This window comes from Natrinema gari JCM 14663, from assembly GCF_000337175.1.
GTDB classification, from domain to species: Archaea; Halobacteriota; Halobacteria; order Halobacteriales; family Natrialbaceae; genus Natrinema; species Natrinema gari.
The window spans coordinates 112,811-138,449 of sequence record NZ_AOIJ01000032.1; the positions used below are offsets into that span (position 1 = coordinate 112,811).

23 protein-coding genes and 1 tRNA gene are annotated in these 25,639 nt (G+C 60.3%); 15 read left to right on the forward strand and 9 right to left on the reverse strand.

Annotated features, from left to right (window positions below; translation table 11 throughout):
- Positions 1–213: 213 nt before the first annotated feature.
- From C486_RS02805 to C486_RS02820, 4 genes are all read left to right on the forward strand, one after another.
- The gene (locus C486_RS02805; protein ID WP_049888491.1) at positions 214–1,389 is read left to right on the forward strand and encodes an AI-2E family transporter; all 1,176 of its coding nucleotides are present in this window, start codon (positions 214–216) and stop codon (positions 1,387–1,389) included.
- Positions 1,390–1,612: 223 nt separating this feature from the next.
- Positions 1,613–2,950, forward strand: coding sequence for an aminomethyl-transferring glycine dehydrogenase subunit GcvPA (gcvPA, locus tag C486_RS02810; RefSeq protein ID WP_008452802.1), 1,338 nt, complete (start codon positions 1,613–1,615; stop codon positions 2,948–2,950).
- Entirely contained in the window at positions 2,947–4,458 is a 1,512-nt protein-coding gene (gene gcvPB, locus C486_RS02815) for an aminomethyl-transferring glycine dehydrogenase subunit GcvPB (protein WP_008452805.1), read from the forward strand. The genes gcvPA and gcvPB overlap by 4 nt, the downstream gene beginning before the upstream one ends.
- Positions 4,459–4,666: 208 nt before the next feature.
- Positions 4,667–6,181: an aldehyde dehydrogenase family protein gene (locus tag C486_RS02820; protein WP_008452807.1), complete on the forward strand. Its 1,515-nt coding sequence runs from the start codon at positions 4,667–4,669 to the stop codon at positions 6,179–6,181.
- Positions 6,182–6,242: 61 nt separating this feature from the next.
- Here the strand turns inward: C486_RS02820 and C486_RS21520 are convergent, their stop codons facing one another.
- Positions 6,243–6,419 (reverse strand): DUF7838 family putative zinc beta-ribbon protein, encoded by a 177-nt coding sequence (locus tag C486_RS21520; RefSeq protein WP_006186796.1) that lies wholly within the window; start codon positions 6,417–6,419, stop codon positions 6,243–6,245.
- A 132-nt stretch (positions 6,420–6,551) separates the two neighbouring features.
- On the opposite strand from C486_RS21520, the gene C486_RS02825 reads away from it, so the two are divergent.
- Entirely contained in the window at positions 6,552–7,085 is a 534-nt protein-coding gene (locus tag C486_RS02825; RefSeq protein ID WP_008452810.1) for a cob(I)yrinic acid a,c-diamide adenosyltransferase, read from the forward strand.
- Positions 7,086–7,306: 221 nt separating this feature from the next.
- On the opposite strand, the gene C486_RS02830 is transcribed toward C486_RS02825, so the two are convergent.
- A complete protein-coding gene (locus tag C486_RS02830; protein ID WP_008452812.1) occupies positions 7,307–7,723 on the reverse strand; it encodes a DoxX family protein in 417 nt (138 codons plus the stop codon).
- Between the two features lie 311 nt (positions 7,724–8,034).
- Between C486_RS02830 and C486_RS02835 the strand changes: the two genes are divergently transcribed.
- Positions 8,035–8,109 (forward strand) — tRNA-Val (locus C486_RS02835).
- A 385-nt stretch (positions 8,110–8,494) separates the two neighbouring features.
- Here the strand turns inward: C486_RS02835 and C486_RS19925 are convergent.
- The 3 genes from C486_RS19925 to C486_RS02850 all read right to left on the reverse strand — a co-directional run bounded on the left by C486_RS19925 (position 8,495) and on the right by C486_RS02850 (position 10,626).
- Positions 8,495–8,929, reverse strand: coding sequence for a helix-hairpin-helix domain-containing protein (locus tag C486_RS19925; RefSeq protein ID WP_160164287.1), 435 nt, complete (start codon positions 8,927–8,929; stop codon positions 8,495–8,497).
- Between the two features lie 465 nt (positions 8,930–9,394).
- The gene (locus C486_RS02845) at positions 9,395–9,859 is read right to left on the reverse strand and encodes a hypothetical protein (protein WP_008452815.1); all 465 of its coding nucleotides are present in this window, start codon (positions 9,857–9,859) and stop codon (positions 9,395–9,397) included.
- Positions 9,856–10,626, reverse strand: coding sequence for a hypothetical protein (locus C486_RS02850; RefSeq protein ID WP_008452819.1), 771 nt, complete (start codon positions 10,624–10,626; stop codon positions 9,856–9,858). The genes C486_RS02845 and C486_RS02850 overlap by 4 nt, the downstream gene beginning before the upstream one ends.
- 201 nt (positions 10,627–10,827) lie before the next feature.
- Here C486_RS02850 and C486_RS02855 point away from each other — a divergent pair, with 201 nt between their 5' ends.
- A complete protein-coding gene (locus tag C486_RS02855; protein WP_008452821.1) occupies positions 10,828–11,730 on the forward strand; it encodes an HFX_2341 family transcriptional regulator domain-containing protein in 903 nt (300 codons plus the stop codon).
- Between the two features lie 488 nt (positions 11,731–12,218).
- On the opposite strand, the gene C486_RS02860 is transcribed toward C486_RS02855, so the two are convergent.
- From C486_RS02860 to tmcA, 3 genes are all read right to left on the reverse strand, one after another.
- The gene (locus C486_RS02860) at positions 12,219–13,700 is read right to left on the reverse strand and encodes a hypothetical protein (protein WP_008452823.1); all 1,482 of its coding nucleotides are present in this window, start codon (positions 13,698–13,700) and stop codon (positions 12,219–12,221) included.
- Between the two features lie 440 nt (positions 13,701–14,140).
- The gene (locus C486_RS02865) at positions 14,141–15,184 is read right to left on the reverse strand and encodes a tyrosine-type recombinase/integrase (protein WP_241432459.1); all 1,044 of its coding nucleotides are present in this window, start codon (positions 15,182–15,184) and stop codon (positions 14,141–14,143) included.
- A gap of 536 nt (positions 15,185–15,720) precedes the next feature.
- A complete protein-coding gene (gene tmcA, locus C486_RS02870; protein ID WP_008452827.1) occupies positions 15,721–18,009 on the reverse strand; it encodes a tRNA(Met) cytidine acetyltransferase TmcA in 2,289 nt (762 codons plus the stop codon).
- A 305-nt stretch (positions 18,010–18,314) separates the two neighbouring features.
- Here tmcA and C486_RS02875 point away from each other — a divergent pair, with 305 nt between their 5' ends.
- The 8 genes from C486_RS02875 (at position 18,315) to C486_RS20790 (ending at position 25,081) form a co-directional block, all read left to right on the forward strand.
- A complete protein-coding gene (locus tag C486_RS02875; protein WP_008452831.1) occupies positions 18,315–19,913 on the forward strand; it encodes an oleate hydratase in 1,599 nt (532 codons plus the stop codon).
- Between the two features lie 319 nt (positions 19,914–20,232).
- The gene (gene rpl7ae, locus C486_RS02880; RefSeq protein ID WP_006184659.1) at positions 20,233–20,595 is read left to right on the forward strand and encodes a 50S ribosomal protein L7Ae; all 363 of its coding nucleotides are present in this window, start codon (positions 20,233–20,235) and stop codon (positions 20,593–20,595) included.
- Between the two features lie 11 nt (positions 20,596–20,606).
- A complete protein-coding gene (locus C486_RS02885; protein WP_006184658.1) occupies positions 20,607–20,831 on the forward strand; it encodes a 30S ribosomal protein S28e in 225 nt (74 codons plus the stop codon).
- On the forward strand, positions 20,831–21,205 hold the full coding sequence (locus C486_RS02890) for a 50S ribosomal protein L24e (protein ID WP_008452836.1): 375 nt from the start codon (positions 20,831–20,833) through the stop codon (positions 21,203–21,205). Before C486_RS02885 ends, C486_RS02890 begins: the two co-directional genes overlap by 1 nt.
- Entirely contained in the window at positions 21,202–21,666 is a 465-nt protein-coding gene (ndk, locus tag C486_RS02895; RefSeq protein ID WP_006184656.1) for a nucleoside-diphosphate kinase, read from the forward strand. Before C486_RS02890 ends, ndk begins: the two co-directional genes overlap by 4 nt.
- A 513-nt stretch (positions 21,667–22,179) precedes the next feature.
- Positions 22,180–22,587: a DUF7344 domain-containing protein gene (locus tag C486_RS02900; RefSeq protein ID WP_008452837.1), complete on the forward strand. Its 408-nt coding sequence runs from the start codon at positions 22,180–22,182 to the stop codon at positions 22,585–22,587.
- Between the two features lie 208 nt (positions 22,588–22,795).
- Positions 22,796–23,398: a superoxide dismutase gene (sod, locus tag C486_RS02905; RefSeq protein WP_008452839.1), complete on the forward strand. Its 603-nt coding sequence runs from the start codon at positions 22,796–22,798 to the stop codon at positions 23,396–23,398.
- A gap of 1,236 nt (positions 23,399–24,634) precedes the next feature.
- Positions 24,635–25,081 (forward strand): hypothetical protein, encoded by a 447-nt coding sequence (locus C486_RS20790; RefSeq protein WP_152419116.1) that lies wholly within the window; start codon positions 24,635–24,637, stop codon positions 25,079–25,081.
- Between the two features lie 189 nt (positions 25,082–25,270).
- Here the strand turns inward: C486_RS20790 and C486_RS02910 are convergent, their stop codons facing one another.
- On the reverse strand, positions 25,271–25,588 hold the full coding sequence (locus C486_RS02910) for a DUF6884 domain-containing protein (protein ID WP_008452843.1): 318 nt from the start codon (positions 25,586–25,588) through the stop codon (positions 25,271–25,273).
- Positions 25,589–25,639 lie beyond the last annotated feature (51 nt).

The following is a 25,639-nucleotide window of genomic DNA, read 5'->3' on the forward strand; positions in this document are numbered from 1 at the left end:
GAGATTACCGATATACTGTAGAATACCACGTCGGTGTAGTATCCGTTTTCCCCCTCACACAGTCATTTGAGCGGAGCGAGCCTCGAGTTACGCCACCCGATGCGTGACGGACCGGGATCGGAAGCGAGGACAGCCAGGGACCGTCCGACCCCGACGGCACGTCGGAGTCGGTCGTCTCAGCACTTAATGTCCGTCGCGGTCGCACGTCCCTGTATGGTTGACCGTGCCAGTCCCTCGGACTGGGTCGTGGAACAACCCGTTCTGACCACGCTCGCGTTGATCAGCGTCGCGCTCGGATTCCTCGTCGTGCTCCCCTACTTGCAGTACGTCCTCTTCGGGATCGTCCTCGCGTACATCCTACTCCCCCTTCAGCGGCGACTCGAGGAGTACCTGCGGCCGACGGTCGCCGCGTCGATCACGATCATCGTCGCGGTTCTCGTCATTGTGCTGCCGCTCGTCTACATCCTCACCGTCGCACTCAGGCAGACGTCACAGCTCGTGACCGCCGTCCGGAACGGGGGCGTCGACCTCGAGATGGTCGAGCGGACGCTCGCCGAGCGCGGGTATTCGGTGAATCTTACCGGGCTGTACGAATCGTACCAGGACGCGATCACGAGCGGCGTGCAGGGATTGGCGACCGGGGTCCTCGATATCGTCGGCGGGTTGCCCGGCATCGCGATCGGAGTGACGATCACGCTGTTCGTCTGCTTTGCGCTGTTACGGGACGGGGAACAACTGGTCGAATGGCTGTACCGCGTCGTCCCGATCGACGACGCGATCCAGCGGGAACTGCTCGCGGAACTGGACCACCTCATGCAGGCGTCGGTCATCAGTAACGTCCTCGTGGCAGCGATTCAGGCCGTACTGCTCGGGGCCGGACTCGCGGTGCTGGGGATGCCCGCCGTCGTCCTGCTCACCGTTTTGACCTTCGTGCTCACGCTCCTCCCGCTGGTCGGCTCGTTCGGCGTCTGGCTTCCCGTCTCGATCTATCTGGTCGCGCTCAACCGGCCGGTCGCCGCGGTCGGGCTCACGCTCTATGGCCTGCTCGTCATGATTTCCGATACGTATCTTCGGCCCGCGCTCATCGGCCGGACGAGCGCGTTCAACTCGACGATCGCCGTCGTCGGTATCTTCGGCGGACTCATCACGTTCGGCGCTGTGGGGCTGTTCATCGGTCCCGTCGTCCTCGGCGGCGTGAAGGTCGTCCTCGATATCTTCGCTCGAGAACACACTGGCGGTCCCGGTCCCGAACCTGGAGCGGCGGGCGGGACCGGAACATCCGCCGACGCGTCGGACTCCGACGCCCCACCCGTGACCAGGGATGCCGAAACAGGGCCGCCACCTGACGGGACTGACGTTGACACCGACGGTGACGATACCGGCACCTGAGTCGGGTGATCGACGGGCGGCCGATCCGAGCCAGCACACCGGGGACGTGGCTGCTATCACTGGGCTGATCGGTTCCAGCCGGCAAGGCACTGCGCGTCGGCACCGAAACGGGTGCGTTCATTACCCCGTACCCGCTAGGGGCCAGTATCGTGTCTCGAATCGAACGCCGTCACCGACGCTGGTGGGATGCGGACCGATCGCTCGCTCGAGACCACTGTTAAGCATGCACGGATCACACGCCACGGGGAGCCCCTACGCTCCCTACACGGAGGAGGACCGGACGGCAATGCTCGAGACGGTCGGTGCGGAGGCCGTCGACGAACTCTTCGACATTCCGGCCGATGTCCAGTTCGACGGCCGGTTCGACATCGATGCGCGAACGGAACGGGAAACGAGACGACTGGTTCGCTCGATTTTGGACCGCAACGACGACGTGACGGAACTGCTCGGCCGCGGCCACTACGGCTACTACGTCCCGTCGCTGGTTGACCACCTTGCCGATCGGTCGGAGTTTCTCACGTCGTACACGCAGTACCAGCCCGAGATCTCACAGGGGTTCCTACAGGCCCTGTTCGAGTACCAGTCGCTGCTGGTCGAGTTGACCGGCCTCGGGGTCGCGAACTGCTCGATGTACGACGCCGCGACGGCCCTGGGCGAGGCCGCCACGCTGGCCGACCGCGTCCGCGACACCACGGGCCACCGCGTGCTCGTTCCCGAACTGCTGCGCGAGGAACGGCGAAGCACGCTCGAGAACTACGTCGCCGGCACCGACCTCGCGGTCGAGACCTACCCCGTAGCGGACGGGACCGTCGACCTCGCAGGCCTCACCGACCTCGTCGACGACGGCGTCGTCATGATCTACGCCGAGAGCCCGACCGTTCGCGGGACCATCGAGGAGGACCTCGCGGCCATCGGCGACCTCGCGGCCGACACCGAGGCCCTCTTCGTGCTCGGTTCCGACCCGGTCGCCCTCTCCCTGCTCGAGCGGCCCGTCGACGTCGGTGCGGACGTGGTCGTCGGCGACGCGAGCGTGCTCGGGCTGCCGACGAGCTACGGGATGGGGCTGGGACTGTTCGCGACGCGGGAAGACTACCTCCGCCAAGTCCCCGGCCGGCTGGTCGGGGCCAGCGAGGACGCGACAGACCGCCGGGCGTTCACCCTCACCCTGCAGACCCGCGAACAGCACATTCGCCGGGAGCGCGCGACGAGTAACATCTGTACGAATCAGGCCTGGGTGGCGCTTCGAACTGCCATGCACGCCGCCGTGCTCGGGCCGAGCGGGCTGGTCGAGCTCGCGGAACGGGACGTTCAGCGGGCACGGGACCTCGCGGCCCGTCTCGACGATTTTGTCGGCGTCATCGCATCGGTCCACGATCGCCACCACCTCCGGGAGTTCGTCGCCCGCGTCGACCGGCCCGCTCGAGCCGTCGCGGACGACCTCGAGAAGCGGGGCTTTGCGGTCCACGTCGTCGGCGATCACGAGATTCAGATCTGTATCGCCGGCGTCTGCGACGAGCGGATCGATGAGTTCGTTGCGGCGGTCGAGGAGGTGACACGATGAGCGGCGACCGACCCGATGTCTCCGACGACGGTGACGCCCCACAGTCGCGGTACGATCAGGCCCGATACGTCGAGAACGGCGAGTACGAACCGCTGCTCTCGGAGAAAGATCGGACGCGCGTCAAGATCGGCGGCGATGATGCCGATACCGACGGCTCGCCGCTTCCCGACGACCTCACCCGCGACTCCCTCGAACTCCCCGAACTCTCCGAACCGGAACTGGCCCGCCACTACACGCGCCTCTCCCAGATGATCTACGGGATCGACAGCGGCCCCTACCCGCTGGGCTCGTGTACGATGAAGTACAACCCCAAGTTCACCGAAGACGTGGCCACGTTGCCGGCGGCGGCCGTCCACCCCGACCGTACTGAGGCGTCCGTCCAGGGCACCCTTGAACTCCTCTATCGACTGCAGGACTATCTCGGCAGAATCGGCGGGATGGACGCCGTGACGCTCCAGCCGCCCGCGGGCGCGGCGGGCGAGTTCGTCGGCATTCGCGTCGCCGCGGCCTACCACGAGCACAACGACGAGGGCCACCGAGACGAGGTCATCGTCCCCGAGAGCGCCCACGGTACCAACTTCGCCAGCGCCGCCCTGGGCGGCTACGACGTCGTGTCGTTGCCCAGCGACGACGATGGCCGGGTCGATCTCGAGGCGCTCGAGGCCGCCCTCTCCGAGGACACCGCGGCGCTCATGCTGACCAACCCGAACACGCTCGGACTGTTCGAGCGTGATATCACGACGATCGCCGACATGGTCCACGAGGCGGGCGGACTGCTCTACTACGACGGCGCGAACCTCAACGCCTTGCTCGGCCGCGCCCGACCGGGCGACATGGGGTTCGACGTGATGCACTACAACGTCCACAAGACGTTCGCGACGCCCCACGGGGGCGGCGGGCCGGGTGCGGGTCCCGTCGGCGTCGTCTCCGACCTCGCGCCGTTCCTGCCCGCGCCCCGCGTCCGCGAGCGCGCCGCGGAATCGACGGCCGAGGACCCGGTCTACGAGCGCTTCGACCCCGAGCACACCATCGGCAAGGTTCACGGGTTCGACGGCAATTGGCTCGTGTTGCTCAAGGCCTTCGCCTACATCGCCCGCCTCGGTGACGAGGGGCTCGCGGACGCGAGCGCGTCGGCAGTGCTCAACGCGAACTACCTCGCCGAGCGGATCGAGTACGACGTCCCCTACGGCCCGTTCCACCACGAGTTCGTCGCCAGCGCCGGCGAACAGGACGCCGCCGACGTGGCCAAACGGATGCTCGACTACGGCGTCCACCCGCCGACGACGAAGTGGCCCGAGATCGTCCCCGAGGCGCTGATGACCGAACCGACCGAAGTCGAGAGCAAGGACACGCTCGATCGCCTCGCCGCCGCGTTCAACGCCGTCGCCGGCGAGGACGACGACGCCCTCGAGACCGCGCCGGAACGGACCACCGCCCGCCGGATCGACCAGACGACCGCCGCACGGACCCCGCGGCTGGCGTGGCAGGCGCTCGAGGACGACGCCTGATCGCGGAAGCGGCCACGCTCACCGCCATCCCCTGCCGTCGGACCGCTCGAGAGCGACACCCCGGGCGGCCCGTACTCGGAACACGTTACGCGTGAGTGGGATTCGAGCCCTCGGGAGCGATGCGCCGAAACACATGTAAACTGGTATCAGTTTCGATCGTGTTACTCAGCACAAATCTTTTTACGCTGCCCCGGTGTTTCCATCGACAATGTCTAGCCAATCAGACTCGGTCGACGACAGCCGAAGTGATGTCCTCCAGCGCCACCAGGAGACAGCCGATGCCGTCGTTCCCGAACGGACGGCCCTGTATATCGGCGGCGAATTCACGGAGCCAGCCGATGGCAAAACGTTCGCAACGACCGATCCGACGACGAATCAGGAACTCGCGTCGGTCGCCCGCGGCCGATCGGCGGACGTAGACCGTGCAGTCGAGGCCGCGTGGGACGGGTTCGAAACTGAGTGGTCGGGATACGACGCCGGGGACCGCCAGCGCGTACTGCTGGCGATCGCCGACGCGATCGAGGCACACGCCGACGAACTCGCCCAGTTAGAGACGCTCGATAACGGGAAACCGATCACGGAGGCGACGATCGACGTCCACTCCGCCGCGGAACAGTTCCGATACTTCGCGGGCATCGTCCGCGAGAACGGCGGCGAGACGATGACCGACGGCTCGAGGCACGGCCAGGTCATCGCGGAACCGTACGGCGTCGTCGGACAAGTCATCCCGTGGAACTTCCCGCTGTTGATGGCCTCGTGGAAGCTCGCACCGGCACTCGCTGCCGGTAACTGTTCGGTGTTGAAACCGGCCGAACAGACGCCGCTTTCCGCGCTGCGGCTCGCCGAATTGATCGACGACATCGTCCCGGACGGCGTCGTCAACGTCGTGACCGGGTTCGGTGAGGAAGCGGGCGAACCGCTGACCCGCCATTCCGACGTTCGGAAGGTCGCGTTCACCGGCTCGACGGCCGTCGGCAAACAGGTCATGAAAAACGCCGCCGAAAACGTCACCGACGTGACGCTCGAACTCGGCGGCAAAAGCCCCGTCGTCGTCTTCCCCGATGTCGATGTCTCGACGGCCGTCCAACTGGTCACCGCCGCGATCTTCTACAACACCGGCGAGTGTTGCGAGGCCGGCTCGCGGCTGTTCATTCACGACGACGTTGCCGACGATGTCCTCGAGGGCCTCGTCCAGGCGATCGACGACATGGAAATCGGGGACCCGTTGCGCGACGAGACGGATCTCGGCCCGAAGGTGTCTCGCGAACAAGTCGATCGAACCATCGACTACCTCGACGCGGCGCGGGACGCCGGCGGGGAGTTCCTCGCCGGCGGCGATCGCCCCGACGACGAGGTCCTATCCGAGGGCTGTTACGTCGAACCGACCCTCATCGAGGGACTCGATCACGATCACGCCGCGGTCCAAGAGGAGATTTTCGGCCCGGTTCTCGAGGTGTTCCGCTGGGACGACTACGAGACGATGATCGAGTTGGCAAACGACGTCGACTACGGGCTCGCCGGCGGCGTGATCACGGACGATCTCGCGCAAGCGAATGACGCGGCACGGGATATCGAAGCGGGGTACATCTGGGTTAACAGCTATCACGACCTTGTGCCCGGCCTCCCGTTCGGCGGCTACAAACAGTCCGGAATCGGCCGCGAGCTCAGTGCCGAGACGCTCGACCACTATCAGCAGACGAAAACGATCAATCTCTCTCTGTAACTAAGCGCGCGTCGTCTCCATCCCGTGAGTCCGAACGCGTCGAATCGCCGCCCCCGACGCGTTACGCCGTACTCGAGTCGACGGCGGTGCCGTTGTCGCCGATGCGGACGAACCCGTAGTCGCAGTCCGGACAGTGCCACTTGACCTTCTCGCCGAGGTGCAGCGTCGTACTGGCGGCGCGATAGAACGTCTTTTCGCCCCCGCAGTTCGGACACTCGTGCTCGAGTTCCAAAGCCATAGCCGAGGGTAGCGAGCGAAGCGAGTTTAACGTACTGGTTCCGACGGCGACGAGCGGGCGGTCGGGACGACTGCCCGTCACAGCACCGCAGGTGACAGGGAAGTTAAGTGGAGTCCGGCCGTCGATCCAGCTATGTCGATTTACACCGGCCGCGGCGACGACGGGGAGACCGACCTCCGGGACATGACTCGTGTCTCGAAGGCGAGCGCCCGCATCGAAGCCTACGGGACCGTCGACGAACTCAACGCCCTGCTCGGGACGGTTCGTCCGACCGCTCACGATGACATCAACGACCGACTGTCCGCGATCCAAAACCACCTCCACGTCGTGCAGGCGGATTTCGCGAACCCCGACCCCGACGAGGACGACCCCGCAATCCGCCCCGCCCACGTCGAAACCGTCGAGGACTGGATCGACGCGTACGACGAGGAACTCGAGCCGCTGACCGCCTTTATTCTGCCGACCGGCAGCGAACACGGCGCGGCGCTACACCACGCCCGTACCGTCTGTCGGCGCGCCGAACGCCGTGCGGTCGCGCTCGCAGCCGAGGAGCGGATCAACGAGGACGCGGTCCAGTACCTCAATCGGCTCTCGGACGGTCTGTTCACTTTCGCCCGCGTCGTCAACGCTCGCGACGGGGAGCCGGAGGAAGCTCCCGAGTACTAGCGCGACGGCTGCCGATTTCGACTGTGGATTCGCGGGCCCGTCCTCGAGCACTGCAGGACAGGCCCGCCGCGATCGTGCTCGATGGGTCGGCGACCGACCGGCCAACCGAGACCGGAAACCGGGAGTGTGCGACTCGAGACGGCACAGCGCGTAGCGCACGCACGCTCCGCTAGTCTATCGCGTGTCGGTTCCGGGGGCTCGACGTGTGCGATCCGCTCTCGTTACAGCCCGATATTCAACGCGTAGCCCCAGGGCTCACCGGCGAGGACGAACACGAGCAGAGCGGTGCCCAGCAGTTCGACGTTCTTCATGAAGTGGATCAGTTCGTCTTGTTGCTGGTCCTCGGGGACCGCCCAGAAGTCATGCATGAACGGGGTCACGAAGACGAAAAACACCGCGAGCATCCCCGCAGCGACGACGGGGTAGATGCCGAGTACGATCCCAAGGCCTCCGAGAACGAGCATCACGCCCGACGCGACCACGCCGAACCTTGCCGCGGGAACGCCCTTTGCCTCCGCGTAGCCGGCCATCGTATCCGTCGCCATGAAGTGATTCAGACCCTGGTAGACCAGCAGGCCACCGAAGAGCAGTCGGCCAACGAGCAGGACTCCCGCACCGAGACCGCTCTCGAACGCCATTAGTCGCTCACCTCCGGTCGCGAGGCGGTGGCGTCTCCTTCGGTCAGTTGGTGGAATCGATTCCGATCCGCGAATCGCAGTTGTAGTTGCATTACGTTATCTGGTACGTCCTTGAACCAGTTATACTCTCGCTAACGGGAGTGTTACCGGGTGAAAAGCGCGTTATTGGCGACCTCGTGCAGTGGACGTGACGCGAACTCGCGACGCGTTCGGCTTGGTCCGAACCCGGGTAGCCGCGGGCCGCTCGAGCGGGGCCGACGGCGAGCCGTGAAAGGAAGTCTTAAGTCGAAAGCACGGGAAGCACCTCGTGCGGGTTGGTGATCTAGTCCGGTTATGATACCTCCTTCACACGGAGGAAGTCGGCAGTTCGAATCTGCCCCAACCCACTACGCTCCTTCCGTCGCGTGAAGTAGTAAACCACCAGAGGGCAGTGTGTTCGTCTTGCACCCCTCCAGCAATTCACAAAGTCGCTTCCCAATTCTGTGTGGAATCGCAGTACGGCGTCCCGTTGCCCAATAAGTAGTCGGGGAGAATGCTATAACCCCGTCAAGAGGCAAAAACAACCGGCTCCCTATCCAAGTAAGCCTCATGTCAATGTACGGAACTCCCTCCGTCGGGGATATGTGACGGAATCGCTCAATGCTGGTGAGCCTCAAGATGCGACAGCAGACAGAGTGGATATGACTATCGAAGTACTGGATAAGCACTATAATCACGCAACAAAGAGTGAGAAGATGAAACGACAGGAGAAACACCTAATGGATATCTAATTCATTCTGTAGCCCCATCGTAGAACCCCCTTAGATACAACCAGATTTTGTCCACTGAATCTTCATTTATTCCATCTATATCTATCAGGTCCTCTTTTGTAAGTTCATCCAGGGTGTTTACTACTATTTGTTCAAGGATATTCAATGCAGTTACCTCTCCAACACGGTTTATCTCAATTAAACTCTCAAATAGCACCCGTTCGTCAAAGTCCATTCCCACTTCGACATCATCTATGCGTGTAGGGTGGTCAATTGGGCGTTTAGAAAGGGGCTGTCGATCAACTGCCTTACTGGCTTGATCTTCTAACAACCGTAGTTCAGTCTCTTCAAGTTGAAACTTTTGTTCCCCGACTGTTAGCCTCGTATATCCTTCTGATAGATTGCTTATATTTATTTTCAAACGCCCCGTTTTGTCTTCTCTATCAGAAATATCCACAGGACAATATAGCATCGATTGGTGATAGTATTTGGGATGATTAGAAATCAACTGAGCCAGTCACAAGGAATCTATGAGGTCTTCCCGAAGGTTTTGCTACATTGAGGGTGGGGGACATTAACGAGATCAGCTGCTACCAATTCGTATCCCAAGTCCGACGGGAGATCAAGGACGATACCTGACCAATGTGGCGATATTACGGGAGAACCATCTCGAACTTTACGAGGAGCTTCGAGCGGCAGTGTGAACCAGAATGAGCCGGCACATAGAGCGAAGAGGGACGAACAGCCGGCTCAATGAAGTAATCTCTACCGGTTAGAACATTGACCGGCGTATGCGAGCGCGTATTTAGTAACTCCGTCTGCGAAATTTCTGGCTGAGAGTCAGAGTTTTCGCTACACAATTTCACTGTGGAACAGCTGATGAGCAGACGTGAGCAAGAACAGCCAGAACCCGCCGAGTACCTCAGTCTCGTAAGTGGGATTCCTCGACGAGAACGAGCTGAAGTGACGGGAATGGAGCAAAGGGAACTTCGTCGTCCACCAGCTGTTCTAACGGAAGTGGTGTCTCTCGTTCGTCCCAGTACGGGAGATATCCGTCGAGTACATCGAGGGGTACAACAATGACGACATCATCGTCATCGGGGTATTTCGGTGTTCGGTCAGCCAACGTGTCGCCATCGTCGAACTCCCATTCTTCGGCGTCAATTCCGGGGATATTCATCACGACCAGCGCGATGGGCTCATCTGCTTCATCATCATGAACAATGTCCCCGTAGATGAAATCGCATTCATCGTCATCGAGGTCTTCCTCGGAATCCCTTCGGATGACGAGGTCTAGGGACCGTTGGGTTGGCTCATCCGAACCCGGTGGCGTCCATGGTTCTTCGTCGGTTCGTCCGTCCGGTGGTCCGCCAGTCTTTCTGGTCATAGGTAATTGGTGAGGTCCGATTGCCAGGTATTGAGTGCATCAACCCGCTTCTCCAAGACTTCTGGGAGATTCTCCCGCTGAGGATTCCCGCTATTGTCCTCGGTTCTTTTGCGGATGCCCCAGGAACCCGAACATGCCACAACTGATTTCGGGAGTTTCCGGAGTCTCCTCGGGGAATTACACCCGTTTACGAAGATTCGGTCCAAATCCAGGACCTCCTCTGCAGTTTCGACGTGATTGGCGAGTCGTCTTCCAGAGTTGTACTGGGTGGCATCAAACGCAACCGAAGCACCGAGTTCCTCGACGAGTTCACGACATCGCTCGAAGTGCCAGTCTTCCCACCCGAGAATCGTTGGGTAGAGTGGCATATCGATGCCGCGCTCATTGAGCAGGTCCTTCGCTGCTAACTGACGCTTCACGCCCTCGTCGATTTCCTTGACCAGCTCGCGTCGATCGAGGTCGGGGTACGTGAATCGGTCTCCGACGAATGCTCCCTGTGCGATGTCTTCAAGCTCCGCCAGTCTGTCTACCACGGTCGACGTCTCGCGTCCGAGGAGGTTCTTGTCGCTCTCGAACGTCGTGATGAACAGGTCTTGATCTGGGAGAAGAAACGCCCACCGTGGTTGATTCACGAACCACGATGAACGCCGGAACTTGCAGGCAACGAATGGGACGTACTCTGGATTCCGGGCAAACAGCCGCTGATGCACGTGATGGCTCGGGTGAATCTTTGCTCCGAAGTCGTGTGGAAACGGGTCGTCCGTCATGTGGTGTCATAGGTGCTGTCGTTTTTCGTGGCACCTACCCCCATATAGTAGACTTGCATAGAAAAGGTTTTTGCTGAAATTTGCACAAGGTGGGTTATTAGTAGAGCATAGTTACTCACTCCCCCATGTTTTGGTTCGCCTAGTCCACAGACCAGCTAAAGTGCCAAAGGATTATACTCCGGAAAAGACGAGTGGGCGCATATGGCCGAACAAGTCCACTATATTCCAGTTGGATTCGACTTTGAGCGGTTGATACACCCAATTTCGAAGGGAGAGATGGGCGCGAACCGAGTGGTCTTAGTCACTCATGATGGAGATCCAGACAATGATGACACCGAGGAGGCAGCCAGACTTGCAGGCAACATGGCGAACCAACTGGAACGTTCCTTCGACTTGCTTGATGTCGAAGTAGAGTCTATTGGGCTGGAGGTCGACGAGTTGTATAAGTACGAGCGCCTCTACCCGATGGCTTACGATCAGTTACTGGATGAATTAGAGGAGGGAAACGAGGTTTACGTGAATATCTCCTCTATGCCCCGGACGACTGCGTTCGCCTACGCGACTGCAGCTGACTCAATCATCGCCGAGTATCAACAGGAGGTGGAGGGAATCAGAGAGAGACTTCACACGTACTATGTCCCGCCAAAACGGTATCTTGTCCTCGATATGATTCAGAGACTGAGAGAGGCCAAGGGCCTTCTTGAGGATATGGGTGAGGATTTACGAGTTCATCCAGAGTACATCAAAATCCGGGAACTGCTTGATAAAATCGATGAGAACGGTGTGACAGAGGGTGTTCGAGACCTTAACGAGGGGATGCATATTGAGTTCCCATCTTCTCCGGGAAGTAACGTTGAAGATTTTGAGGGGGACGTCTTGCACTTTCTGGGGGCCGAAGGTACATTCTCGTCGACTTCGGAGCTTGCTGAACAAATGGCAGCGTATCTGAACGAAGAGTACAACGAGTCATTTCGGAGTAGAGTCCAATACAATGTCTCGAACTTGGAGGAGAAGGGATACGTTGATCGCGAGAAACATGGGAATCGGCTCGAAACGAAACTATCGAAGGTAGGTGAGATGTGGGTAGAAACCCATCATAGGTGAATAGGTACTCTGTACGAGGAGTTCTTGACGTAGAGGTACTTAGCAGTCCATCAATACATCGGGGGTGTTCATCCCTACCTGAGCCGCTGAAATCTACGGGTGTCGAGGATAGTGGAACAGGGAGTATGGAGGCCCAGAATAGCGCCACTCACACCCTACAGGAGAGTTCATAACGAATCAGCGGGGGAATTATCACGAAATTTCTGGACGCCGCGATTGCCCTGCTGTTGCCGCGAACGGCTACCTCGATACCTGTGGAACGTTGGATACTGGAAGCCGCTAATCTCTTTATAAGCAATAATGACGTAAGGCAGAGTCACCCCGACGCCGTACTGCGTTCTCGCAACATAACTTAGTAGGGGTTGTTGTGTGTATTGTTGGGTGTGTAGAACAGGGAGAGGACTCATTCATTGAGGGAGGATAGAGTAGCCACAACGTTCGTGGACAGGAGACACCGTCTATGGGTTCGGGCAGAGGGGGCGAGAGTGTTACGTTGGTTTCGGGGGGATGTCCACGTGGTCATACTCCGCGAAGTCGGGGTCCTCGACAATTCCCTTGAGGAACCGCCACGTTACCTCCGGCTTGAACGCTGAGCCATACTGTTCCTCGAACCATTCCCATGTCGGTTGCCAGCCGTACTGGAGATGGCGGCATGCAACACGAATCCGCTCGTTATGTATGAGTGTACCAATGCCATCCTGTTCGGCTTTCCGTTGGAGTGCTTCCGCTGTCGTCTGCGGATTTTCTCGAGCAGGCCAGATCGTCCGTGGTTCCTCGTTGGGAGTCGCGGACCTCAATGCAGTCGTCCCCTTCGAGCGGGCTACCGTGGAACCGGACGCGCCAACATTATACCCTTGCTCAGAGAGATAGTCAAGAGCGGTGTCACGCCCACCCTCATCGCTTGTGAGTGCGTGACCAAACTCGGTGGCTTCCCACGACGAGACGCTGAAGATTCGAGAACTTCCGCTTTTCCCGCCGATGAGGACGACCTTCTCACCGTGTTCGTAGTCCCACTTCCGGTAGTCCTTCTTCGACAACTGGAGCGGCGCGTGTACGTCCTGCTTCGTGAACTCGCCGTTACACCCGACAGCACCGTAGAAGTACGCCGGTATCATCGTCGCCCCACCACGCTTTTCCTCTCGGGCGAACGCCCCGCCTTTCACTCGAATTACTGCGACACTCCGGGGGTTCCCCGATGCGTGGGCATACGGGGAGAACTCCTGTGTGTTGTACATCGACCACTCTGGAACATCAGCGGGGTCGTCAGGATATTCATCAACGCGCTCGATGGAGGGAGTCTCGATCTCGCGCTCATCGCACTCCAGTTCCAGCACAGCCGCATCAAGGTCGAGATTCGGGTGAATCTCCGCGTGTGGCTCTACCGTTGGGGACTGTGCCGTTGGCGTTGTCACGCCACCTCGATGCACGAATACGTCGCGTAGTACCTCTGCGTAGGATGCTGGCAGCTCAGTACTCACGCTCGCGGCTTCTGAGATGATACGGTCGTGTTCCCACTCCGGTTCTATCTGTACCTTGGGGAGCGTCGAACTCTCGTGTGTCACGCTGGGGAGCCTGAACAACCGCTTCCGGTGGTAGAGTCCAACGTCCAACTCTGCACCCGTCTCCTCGCAGAACGTCTCTGCTCGCCCCTTGAGGCGTTCCCGTTGTTCCTCACCGTTCACGAAGCGGGGGAGGTGAACGTGGATAGAGCGATTCCCCGAGAAGTAGAGCGAACACTCGTGGAAGGGAACACCAAGCCAATCGTCGGTGAACTCCCGGAACCACTCGATAAGTGTCTGTGCGCTCTCCTCGTGGTACGCGTCAGACTCGATGTGGATAGGGTAGAGTACGCGGTCGTCGTCTTCGCACCCATCCTGTAGCTCCTTGCCGATGAAGCTTGTTCCGCTGACTTCGTATCCGCTCTCGAACTCGTCTTGCCGTTCGTACTCCTCGGGCGTCAGAAGGTACACCGGACTGGCGGTGTTCGCACCTTCAGGAACCGGCTCGAATATCGTCTTAAGTTTCGGAGCGCGAATCGGCCCCTTGTCTTCGGGGAAGCCGTACTGAACACAGGGAACCGCATCCCATTCGGCCGGAAGAGTCGTCGTGCTATACGCTGAGCTACGTGTGGTTGTCGGTCAATCATTGTAACAGCGAAGGCTCTCAGCGGTCGATTTGTTAGCTCATCCTCAATGCGCTGAAACACCCGAGAGAAACCGGACGGTCACGACTGGTCGTGGTGAGTCCCACGAGGATTTGCCTTCGCTCTAAAGACGGAATGCAGTGGGATAGAACTACCGACTTTCGACAGACGGCGTTGGGATTCAGCGTTCAAGAATTACGAATCTAAAGGGTGGTTTTCCACACTAGACTCCAGGGGCGAACCTCCGAAGTGTGCTGTAATCCGGCTTCAGTCCATCTTGAACATCTCCCGCCGTAGGTTTCGCTTCTCAGACTCGGTTCGAGCGTCGTAGTGTTCATCGAGGGTTTTTACTCCGACGTTCATCCGTTCGCTAATGAGTTCCTTACGGTGGCCTTCGTTGAGCCAGTGGGTGATAGCACCTCGCCGGATTGGATGAGGGCTGACGGAGCCGGGACACTGGGAGGCTGCTCGGTAATCCAGTGTGGCTTCGCACTCGTCTTGATCTCGTCCGTGGGGACAGTCTCCGGTATAGTGGCACGGACGGGTTAGACGGCGGATGTGCATCCGTAGGTTCGAACGAGTCATACGACCGTGACGGGATGCGAATATAGGCTCCCGGCCGTGATCGTCAGTCGTTCCTTTGTGGTTCATCTGGAGATAGTCGTCAAGGATCTCGGAAGCCCACGTATGGAGGTTGATCTCTCGATTGGCCTCAGATTCGTTTTTCAGCGGTGTTCCCTGATCGGGACGATGCTGCACCTCAATGTATTGTTCCTCTGGATAGTAGTCATCCACGTCAAGGGAGCGGGCAGTACCAAGCCGTATTCCAGTATCCCATAAGATCGCGAACAGCGCGTGACGGAGCGTAGCGTACTCGAACTGGTTGAGATAGTTGCGGATCATCTCCGCTTCCTCTGCATCGAGCTTGTCGGATCGAACCTTATCGTCCGGTTCATTGAGGACCATATCCTCGACGACCCATGACTCAATGAGTCCCATCGACTTGCACCACTTGAGGAATGCTCGGAGGGTGCTGAGTTCGTTGTAGAGGGTCATCTCGCTGATACCGTCGTTCCGACGGACAGACTTGAAGTCGGAAATGTGGAAGCCGTCGATCTCGCAGATGTTCTCGAGGTTATCGTCTTCGCAGAACTCGAGGAAGCGGGAGAGCGACGAGCTGTAGTTGTAGTAAGTCGAGTCAGCCCACTCTGGTTTCATTTCGGAGAGGAATCGATTCACGGCCCGTTCGGGTTTCATCTGGGTTCGGCGTTCGGACATGGTTATCTTGCGGAACGCCGTGGGCTGATTCACAGAACCGGGTAGAGAGACCTCCACTCTGCGGTTGCGAGCGGAGCGAGCGAGGAAGTCGGCAGTTCGAATCTGCCCCAACCCACTCGCTCACTTCGTTGGCAAGACCCCACGGACACTGGAGGAACGGTTATACCGAAATCCAGTAGTGGTGTCCTGGATTCCACCAGGTTCCTCGTCGGGAGTCGTCGCCGTTGTGCGGTGCTACTGGAATCGGAACTGGGGAGGTCTATGGGTGGACGTTTCCCGGCGGGAAAAGCGAGTGAACGGAGCAGTGGCTGAACGTTATTTTCAAGACAGTACCTAAGGATGGATGGTTGCTTCGGAACAGAGACAACAGTAATCTATCCACGGACTCGCAGTCAAGATGGCCGTCCATTTCGTTTTCGCCACCGTAGTAGGGCCGCGAGTAGCGACTCACGACGATCGCTACCTGCCCGGGAAGGAACTCGAGAACTGCTCGCCGGTCGGGCTCACGGTAGCGATTCGCACTTGGTGTGGCGTGCTAGCGCACATCGTTGGCGAAGAAGTGCGACTGGTTACTCGTCGCCGAACCGCTCCCGAACCTCGAGCGCCGCGTCTTCGCCGTAGCGATCCACGAGCGGGCAGCAAGCGTCGCCGAGCGCCCGCATGCACTGTCCGGCGGAGGGGTACGCGAGGCGGTCGGCGACGGTCTCCCACGTTTGCCCCTGGAGCACGCGCAGGACGAGCAGTCGTTCCTCGCGATCGGTCAGGTCGACGGTATCGGGATCGTCCACGAAGTATCGAACGACGAGCGCTCGGAACGGCCCGGGATCGACGTCGAACAGTCCCGGGCCGTAGGCGGCCCCCGCGACGACGCGCCACTCGTGAGCCGATAGCTCGAGCGGCGGCCCCGCCTCGGCGTCGACGCTCCGGAGCACCGCGCGGGCGACGTCGGGCGCGAGGTCATCGAGCGCGTCCGAACTGAGTGCGGCGAACCGGCGGACGAACCAGTCAGCGTGCCGGTCGTGAAGCGCCCGGCCCTCGTCACTGATCGGCGCGAGCATGAGCGCGGAGTACTCGCCGCTGGCGTCGTTGCGCGTCGTCGAGACGTGGACCGTCCGATAGTCGTTCTTGCGCCAGAACGAGAGGAGGCCGGGCGTCGCGCCGAAACCGGTTCCCAGCCAGTCGACGCCGGCGGGGTCGTCGCCGTCGCCGCTCCCGGCGGCGAACTCCGCGCGGATGCGCTCGAGCAGGTGCGAGCCGAGCCCGCGCGAGCGGGCCGCATGGTGGGTTGCGATCCGGACGACGCGACGACCGACGGGGTCGCTCGCCGCCTCGTCGCGCAACTGGCTCGTCAGCACGTCCGGGAGCATGTTGCCGCGGACGCGGCCACCCTCGTACATCATCGCGCGAGTGGCCGCGGGGAGGCCTCCCTCGCGAGCGAGCAAGGCGACGCTGACGACGTGACCGTCGTGGAGTAACGCGCGCGCAGTGAGGTTTGGGGCGTCGAGCAGGCGTGCGAGGTCGTTCGGTTCGGTCCGGTAGTGGGCGAGGACGAGCAGGCCGAACGCCTCCCGGAGCAGTCGCTCGTCCGCGAGCAGCGCGTCGGGCTCGAGCCGTCGGTACTCGACCGTCTCGGGCGTGGCGTCGGTCACGAGCCCGTCGACTGGCGGCCGAGCGTCGAGCAACAGTGCGCGGAAGGCCCACACCTCTACGGGGTCGCCCGCCGCGTACCGGATCGGCTCGACCAGCGTACAGTCGGTGACCGCGTGATCGCTCTCGGCGAGTCGATCCCGGAATCGGACCGAGAAGCCCCGCCCCGCGCCCTCGTAGCCGTGGATCGTCGTCGCGAAGGCGATCCGGTCGGCCGCGAGCAGCGACTCGAGCGTCGCGACCGGCAGTGCCGCGGCCTCGTCGACGATGACGATGTCGGCCGACTCGAGGGTGTCGACGGCCGCGGTCGGCTCGCGGAATTCGATCGAACCCCCGGCGGCCGTCTCGATCCGACGAGAGTCGACAGTCGCGGCGTCACCCTCGAGTCGCTCACAGAGCGCCCCCGCGCGATCGAACAGTTCCGCGGCGTTCCGGGCGGCGGGAGCGGTTACCAGCACGTCCGCGCCGTCGAGGGCGACCGCTCCCGCGGCCAGTCCGGCGGCGCTTGACTTCCCGCGGCCGCGATCGGCCTCAAGCACGACGGCCCGCTCGGTCCCGCGAAGCGACTCGAAGGCCGCGACCGCATCGACCTGATCGGCCGTGAGACACGCCTCGTAGGCGGCGGTCGGAAACTGGTGGTCCGAGGGCGGAGTCGGGGGCTCCGTCGCCAGCCGCGGGGCCGGGTCGGTGAGTCCGTCGGCCTCGCATCGGTCCCGTTCGAGGTCGACGATCGCGATGCCACGGTGGGCCCGCAGCGTCCGGACGAGACGGCGTTTGAACCGGCCCGTAACGTCGTCCAGTTCGAACGGGGGGACGGCAAGCGAGTCGGCAAACGCACCGCGGTGCTCCGGCCACGACTCGAGCGGCGGCGTCAGCAAGACGAGGAGGCCACCGCCGTCGACCGCGCCGGTGACTTTGCCGAGCGCGTTCGGCTGGAGTTCGTCGTGACCGTCGACGGCGATGACGTCCCGGGTGGTCCCGAGGAGGGCGCTCGCGTCGACCTGTCGACGCTGTTCACACCGGAGTCGATCCTCGGGACCGACGAGCGTCGTGCCGGTGATCGGAACCGGGAGGGCATCGAGGATCGACTCGAGACGATCGTAGCCGCGGCTCCGACTGCCTGCAAGAACGAGCATCCGCCGCTGGTTGGCACGCTCGGCTTCCGCGTGGAGTGCTCGTGCGAGTGGAACGACGTCCGCTTCCGCGTTCATAGGACCGCTTTGTGTGCTCGCATTAAATGAATCTCGCATGCGCGAATCCCGCCGTCGAGGCCATCGGCGACCGTCGCGCGACCACTGAGCCGGTGAAACGCCGCGTCGGGGCGCTGTCGGTGAGGACAATCGCTTCCGAAAACATATAATAGATCTATGATTTCCACGCCGTGAGAATTACTGTCCGTATTCAAGACCACTCGTGTCAATTATCTAGGTGTGATTCCCGATAGACACCAACACGGAAGCGGATTGGCCACACCGACACATCGAGACGACGGTCGAGGGCACGGAGGGCGAGTCGCATGAGTAACGACGGGGTCCGACAGCACAACGACTCCGACCGGGAGGCGTACTTCGTCGGCGGCGGGATCGCGTCCCTCGCCGGGGCCGCGTTCCTCGTTCGTGACAGCGAACTGCCGGGCGAGAACATCCACGTGTTGGAGAAGTTGGACGTGATGGGCGGGGCGCTCGACGGAGCCGGCTCGCCCGAAGAGGGATACGTCATTCGCGGCGGCCGGATGTTCAACTATCCGGCCTACGAGTGCACGTGGGATCTGCTGGAATCGATCCCATCGCTCGAGGACCGCGAACGGTCGGTCAAGGACGTGATGGACGAGTTCAACGAAGCGAACCAGACGTACGCGGTCGCGCGGTTGCTGGGCGACGAGCAGGAGGTGCTCGATGTCTCGTCGTACGGGTTCGAAATGGACCATCGACTCTCGTTGCTCCAACTGGCGTTGACACCCGAGGCGCAACTGGGAGACACGCGGATCGAAGAGTGGTTTTCGGAGTCGTTCTTCGAGACGCCGTTCTGGTATATCTGGGCCACGACGTTCGCCTTCCAGCCTTGGCACAGCGTCGCGGAGATGCGCCGGTACATGCACCGGTTCATGCACGAGTTCCCCCGCTTGAACACCATGGAGGGGATCCATCGGACCAAGTACAACCAGTACGACTCGATGGTCCGCCCCATTCGGCGGTGGCTGGAAGACCACGGCGTCGAGTTCCGGAGCGGCTGTGAAGTGACGGACATGGATATCGTACCCGGCCGCAAGGGCAAGACCGTCGAAACGATCTACTACGAGACGGACGGGTCCACCGAGACGGTCGATGTCGAGCCGACAGACCTCGTCTTCGTGACCAACGGCTCGATGACCGACGGCTCGGATCTCGGATCGATGACCGAAGCCCCCGAACTGAACACGACGGGGGCGTCGTTCCAACTGTGGAAGAACATCGTCGAGGACAACCCCGAGTTCGGGACGCCGTCGGCGTTTGCCGACAACGTTCCGGAAACGAAATGGCCGTCGTACACCGTTACGCTCCACGAACCCGACCTGCTCGAGCACATCGTCGAGGTCACCGGCGAAGCGCCCGGAAACGGATTGATCACGTTCACCGAGTCGAACTGGTTGATGTCCATCGTCGTCGCCGCCCAGCCCCATTTCGCGGACCAGCCCGACGATGTGAAGGTCTTCTGGGGATACGGACTGTTCCCCGAGGAGGAGGGGAACCACGTCGAGAAAAAGATGGAAGACTGTACCGGCGAGGAGATCCTCGAGGAACTCTGTTATCATCTCGGCTACCTCGACGAACTCCCGTCGGTCCTCGAGGATGCGAACTGTATCCCCTGCAACATGCCGTTTATCACGAGCCAGTTCATGCCACGGACCGCCGGCGACCGGCCGGACGTCGTCCCGACGGGATCGAACAACCTGGCGTTTATCGGACAGTTCGCCGAGCAGCCCCGGGACGTGGTATTCACCGTCGAATATTCGGTGCGGTCCGCGATGACTGCCGTCTACGACCTGCTAGACGTAGATCGGGAGGTCCCGCCGGTGAGCACGCATCAGTACGAACCCGAGGTCCTCGTCGAGGCCGGGAAAGCCGCGTTCAGATAGTCCCGGCAGGCAAATCGCGCACCGGCAGCGTCGTCGGTGCGGAACCGCTTCGGTTGGATCGAACACGACCGACCGAATCCGGTCAGTTCTCGCAACCGCACGCCGATCCGAACCGGCCCCGACCGTGCGGACGTGTCTCACTTCGCCAGCCGTTTGAACACGCTTTTAAGGGGGGCAGCGCTATTCGAGTGTACACCCTACGCGGGGTTGATGATGCTCCTAGCTTCACAGGACTTCCGCCGGGATCGGCCCGGCACGGGTACCCAGTGCCCGGACGGCAGGGGAGCGCGAGCCCACGTGTAGGAGAGGTGAACAACCAATGTCAGTTTACGTAACCACCGACATCCCAGCCGACCTCGCCGACGACGCGCTTGAGGCGCTCGAGGTCGCACGAGACACCGGACGAGTAAAGAAAGGAACGAACGAAACCACGAAGGCGATCGAGCGCGGCAACGCCGAGCTCGTCTACGTCGCCGAGGACGTCTCTCCCGAAGAGATCGTCATGCATCTCCCCGAACTCGCCGAGGAGAAAGGCATCCCCGTCGTTTTCATCGAGACCCAGGACGACGTCGGCCACGCCGCCGGCCTCGAGGTCGGCTCGGCCGCCGCGGCGGTCGTCGACGCCGGTGAGGCAGCAGACGACGTCGAGGACATCGCCGACAAGGTCGAGGATCTCGACTGAGGTGATCAGAGATGAGTGCTGAAGAGGAAGAAAGCGGCTCTACGCCCGCCGAGGTCATCGAGGTCGTCGGCAAGACCGGCATGCACGGCGAAGCCATGCAGGTCAAATGCCGAATCAAGGAGGGCGAGAACCAGGGACGCATCATTACCCGTAACTGCCTCGGGCCGGTCCGCGAAGGGGACGTACTCCAACTTCGCGAGACCGCCCGCGAGGCCGACTCCATCGGAGGACAATAATGGTCGAGAAACGAACCTGCGACTACACGGGCGAAGAGATCGAACCCGGCACGGGCATCATGTACGTCAAAAACGACGGCACCGTGCTCCACTTCGTCGACTCCAAAGCGGAGAAAAACTACAAGCTCGGGCGCGAACCCCGAGACCTCGAGTGGACCGAAGAGGGTCGTCGCGGCAAGGGTCCCGCACAGGCGGAGACGCCTGCCGACGAGGACGAGGACCTCGAGACGGAGACCGACGCGGCCGACGAGGACGAGGACCTCGAGACGGAGACCGACGCGGCCGACGACGAGGAAGACTCGCCCGCCGGTGACGAGACGGTCGACGAGGCCGACGAACCCGACGACGCCGAAACCGAGGCTGAAGAGGCATGAGCGATCACGAACGTACCTTCGTGATGGTCAAGCCCGACGCCTTCGCGCGCGGACTCGTGGGCGAAGTCGTCTCTCGACTCGAGGACCGCGGGCTCAAGCTCGTCGGCATCAAAGTCGAGAACATGCCCCGCGAACGGGCCGAAGAACACTACGGCGAACACGAGGACAAGCCGTTTTACGACGACCTCGTGGACTTCATCACCTCGGGACCGGTCGTCCCGATGGTCTGGGAAGGCCAGGACGCGACCCGCCAGGTCCGCCAGATGATCGGCGAAACCGACCCGCTCGAGGCCGCCCCCGGTACGATCCGGGGCGACTACGCGCTCGATCTCGGTCGGAACGTCGTTCACGCGGCCGATCACGAGGACGAGGGCGCGAACGAACGCGAAATCGCGATCCACTTCGACGACGACGAACTGATCGACTACGAACAACACGACGCCGAGTGGCTCTACGAGTAACGCCACCGCAGTAGCGGTTTCCACGCTCGAGCGGCACCCGGCACCCGGCCTGCGGGACGACGAGGCCGAGTCGATCCTTCTCGACGGACTCGCTTCGAGAGTGCCAACGGAACGTTGCAGCCGGCCCTATCGATCGCGTACTGGCGCTGTTTCGCGTTCGGGGCTGCGGTCGCTGCATGCGAACACTCGGTCGGACGCCGACGTTCCGAGCCGCGTCAGTGTGACGGTCGGATGAAACGGCGGCTCGACAACCCGGCTCGGAGGGCCCTTCTCCGGGCGGTCTGACACGCGAGCGCACGCGCTGTCTCCCGAGTGATCGTGGTATTTCCGCCACAACGGTCTTCAGCACCGGTGGCTCGAGGACGAACGCGAGACATCCAGGAGTTATAATCTCTGTCGTTATCTATGGATATAACACAGGTATTTTTCTAGGGAGACGTAAGGCCTAATGTGTCGGCTACTGAAACCACGCTTGGTGGTTTCGAATGGTAACACACGGTAGGTGGTTCGTGGATGCGTGAACAGGAGGGAGCGACCGCGCTGACAGCGGCCGTCCCGCCGTCGCTGGACCTCGTTTTCGACCTGCTTTCGAACAGTCGGCGGCGATACGTCCTCTACGACCTCAACGACCGGCCGGACGGCGTCGCAACGATCGAAAACCTCACCCAAAACGTCATCGCCCTCGAGGAGGCAACGGCATGTGACACCGCTGACGGGGAGTCACCCGCGAGTCGGACGGTCGACTCCGATACGATGGATCAGCGAGCGGGAGTGCAACTGGAACTCCAGCACGTCCACCTGCCGAAACTCGAGGACGCGGGCGTCCTCGAACACGATCGACGGAGCGAGACGGTGCGGTACTGGAACCAACCGTCGCTCGAGGAGTGGCTCGAGCACGCCCATCACAAGGAGTTCGAGTGAGTCGGGGACGGGACTGTCACGCCGGAGCGCGCGACGGAAGCCGCTCGGAAGTACGTTGCTGAAAGGTTTAATACGCAGTCGGTGGTGGGTTCACCGACGTGTCGGGAAATCACGAGACAGGACGGTCGTGCCTTTATGGGGTGTGATATCGTCTCACTCCTCAACACTTAACAGGCGAGATACCGATACGGAACGTGAGGTGCATACTATGACTGACCACGAACTTCCACCACTCCCGTACGATTACGACGCGCTCGAACCGGCACTGTCCGAACAGGTACTGACCTGGCATCACGATACGCACCACCAGGGCTACGTTAACGGCCTCAACGCCGCCGAGGAGACCCTCGCGGAGAACCGCGAGGAGGGTGACTTCGGCTCGACGCCCGGTGCCCTCTCAAACGTTACTCACAACGGCTGTGGTCACTATCTCCACACGCTGTTCTGGGAGAACATGTCCCCCAACGGCGGCGGCGAACCCGAGGGCGACCTCGCCGACCGCATCGAGGAGGACTTCGGGTCCTACGAGGGCTGGAAAGGCGAGTTCGAGGCCGCTGCCGGTGCCGCCGGTGGCTGGGCGCTGCTGGTGTACGATCCGGTTTCGAAGCAGCTTCGCAACGTCGCGGTCGACAAGCACGACCAGGGCGCGCTCTGGGGCGCACATCCAGTGCTCGCGCTGGACGTCTGGGAACACTCCTACTACTACGATTACGGTCCGGACCGGGGGGACTTCATCGACGCCTTCTTCGACGTCGTCAACTGGGAGAAGGCCGAAGAGGAGTACCAGACCTGCCTCGACCACTTCGAGTAAGTCGCCAGCAACAGCGACGAGCCAGTTGATCGCGTCTTTTTATCGCCATGGCCACGGCGACTGTCGGTTGTTCCTCTGATTGACCTGTATAGTAATCCACATAGACATTCATGATTGCTTCATTGAGTTTGTCGATGCTGTACTCGGTCAGTGCAACGGTGACCAGGAAATCCTCCTAATGATCGGTGAAATCTATCACCGATGTTGGTTGTTGCTTTGGGTTGCTGCTTTGTATATAAGCGGTCGCACCACAACGCGTCGTCAAGCACAAGAAACTCTCGAAGAACGAGGAAATCCACTTAGTACAGCTTGGAAGCCAGAGAACACGAACTTGTTCTTCTCAAATCGGCCGAGTTCTGGACTAATCTCTAGGACGACGGTGTCGTTTCACTAGATCGTCTCAGAGCTGATCAACGCTCTCCAAACTTCTCCTATCATATTGTCTGGGTTCAATTAAGTTTGTTATTGAGGTGGCGATATATTACTTATTGATTGTCAATACTATGAACGAGAGACTAGTGGATTTGAATGTGAGTTCATTCGTATCGCCGTAGGTATCATGTGTTGTCACATAGAGTGGGGGCTCTGTTGGGTTCCACCAAGAATCATCAGCTTCTTCATATCCGACTACAGTTTCGGCATGACCAACCGGCATGTCTGGCAAATCCGGAAGACTCCCAGAAGAGCTAGTTGCTGTAGTGTTCGGACTTTTATCGCCAAAGTAACCGACGATACAAGGATTGTCAGAGTCAATTTCACGTTTTATTTCCTGACGTCTCCCATTCAGCTCATAGCCCGGATCATATGCAGAATCATAGTCATTAATGCCACTGTGGAAAGCATCCCCCCGAGGGTCATATGGATACTATTTGAGCAGGAAAGCTGATCAGCTACAGATCAAACTCCTCCAAAGTAGTGAATGAGTCGTTTCGGCTCGATTCGGATTGTTTTGACAGCACAGACCAAAGTCATCTCTGGCGACAGTGACCTGTTCCACTGAGACAAGAACCAAATCCAACTAACATACTTTGACGTGGCTATTGAAGCCGTAGTCTTGCTGTGTCTGCTCCTCTCGAATTGATCGGCGATGGACTCGCTGTCAACTTCGTTGAGCGAGTACAAGACCTCGCGACGGAGTAGGCAGAATTGACGCTTTCCGTGTTCGTTTCTACTGCTAATAATCTGCTACCGACCTATGTCGATTTTTAAATACTAAGAGGTGAACTGGAATAATAGATGGGACAGAACTTTATTACTACCAAAGGGATCCGAATCGGCGAGCTAGTGTTAGCACTCTATATACTAGGAACCAGTGTTCTGTTAGGTATTTTCGGAGACTTCCGAAATGTCTTCCCAAATGTGGATCTGTTCCTTGAACTGGTATTTTGGACTGCGTTCTTCATTGCACCCTTGGCACTCGGAATTACGGTACTGCTTGGGACACTGGTGAACGATACGAGCATTAGCTCATTCGTGATCGGCGGAGTCGCTGGAGTAACATTGTTTGTTGTGAGTTTTTGCACATATTGGTTTATCAATCCTCCATCAAATAATGGGCTGGTAGTTGCTCACCTCATCTCGTATGTGTTCGGAGTAGCGCTCTCTCTTATCATCGGATTAAAACATACGATACGCCGCATATTTTCAAGTGAAGCGAGATCTGAGCCAGTCACTCGTGAGTGACCGATTATACCGACTCGATCTGCGTCCCTGTTAACCTGGCAGAGAACGACCCGGTCTGCATTGTCGATCTGGCTTCGTGTTACGGTGGCTTGAGGTTCCTATTCCTTTGTCGTCTTCACTTCGACCCGAGCATTCCGTCTATCCTGACATGAATTTTTTATATTAGATCCGCTCGTTATACCAGCCAAGTCACTCGCCGAAAATCAACCCCTCTACTGGAAATCGGACCGTCACCTTAGTTTCTTCGAGCATGGGCAGGAGTTCCTCGTAGTACGCTTTTCCTGCGTGAAAGACGAGAACGGTATCCGACTCGAGTAACCCGGGCGACTCGAGTTGCTCGAATGCCTCCTTTGACCAGTCCCGTTTTTGACCGACTCGGGAACCGGTACGTGTCTCGTCGTCTGGTTCGATCGGTGGGCCGTCCGACTCGAGCAGATGGTGCTTCGCAGAGAGAATATACCAGTCGTCGTGTTGCTGTTCACAGTACTGGCTAGCCTTGCTAAACAACGTCGACAGTCCGTATAGCTCACCAGGGGCACTGGTTGCTCGAGTTTCGTC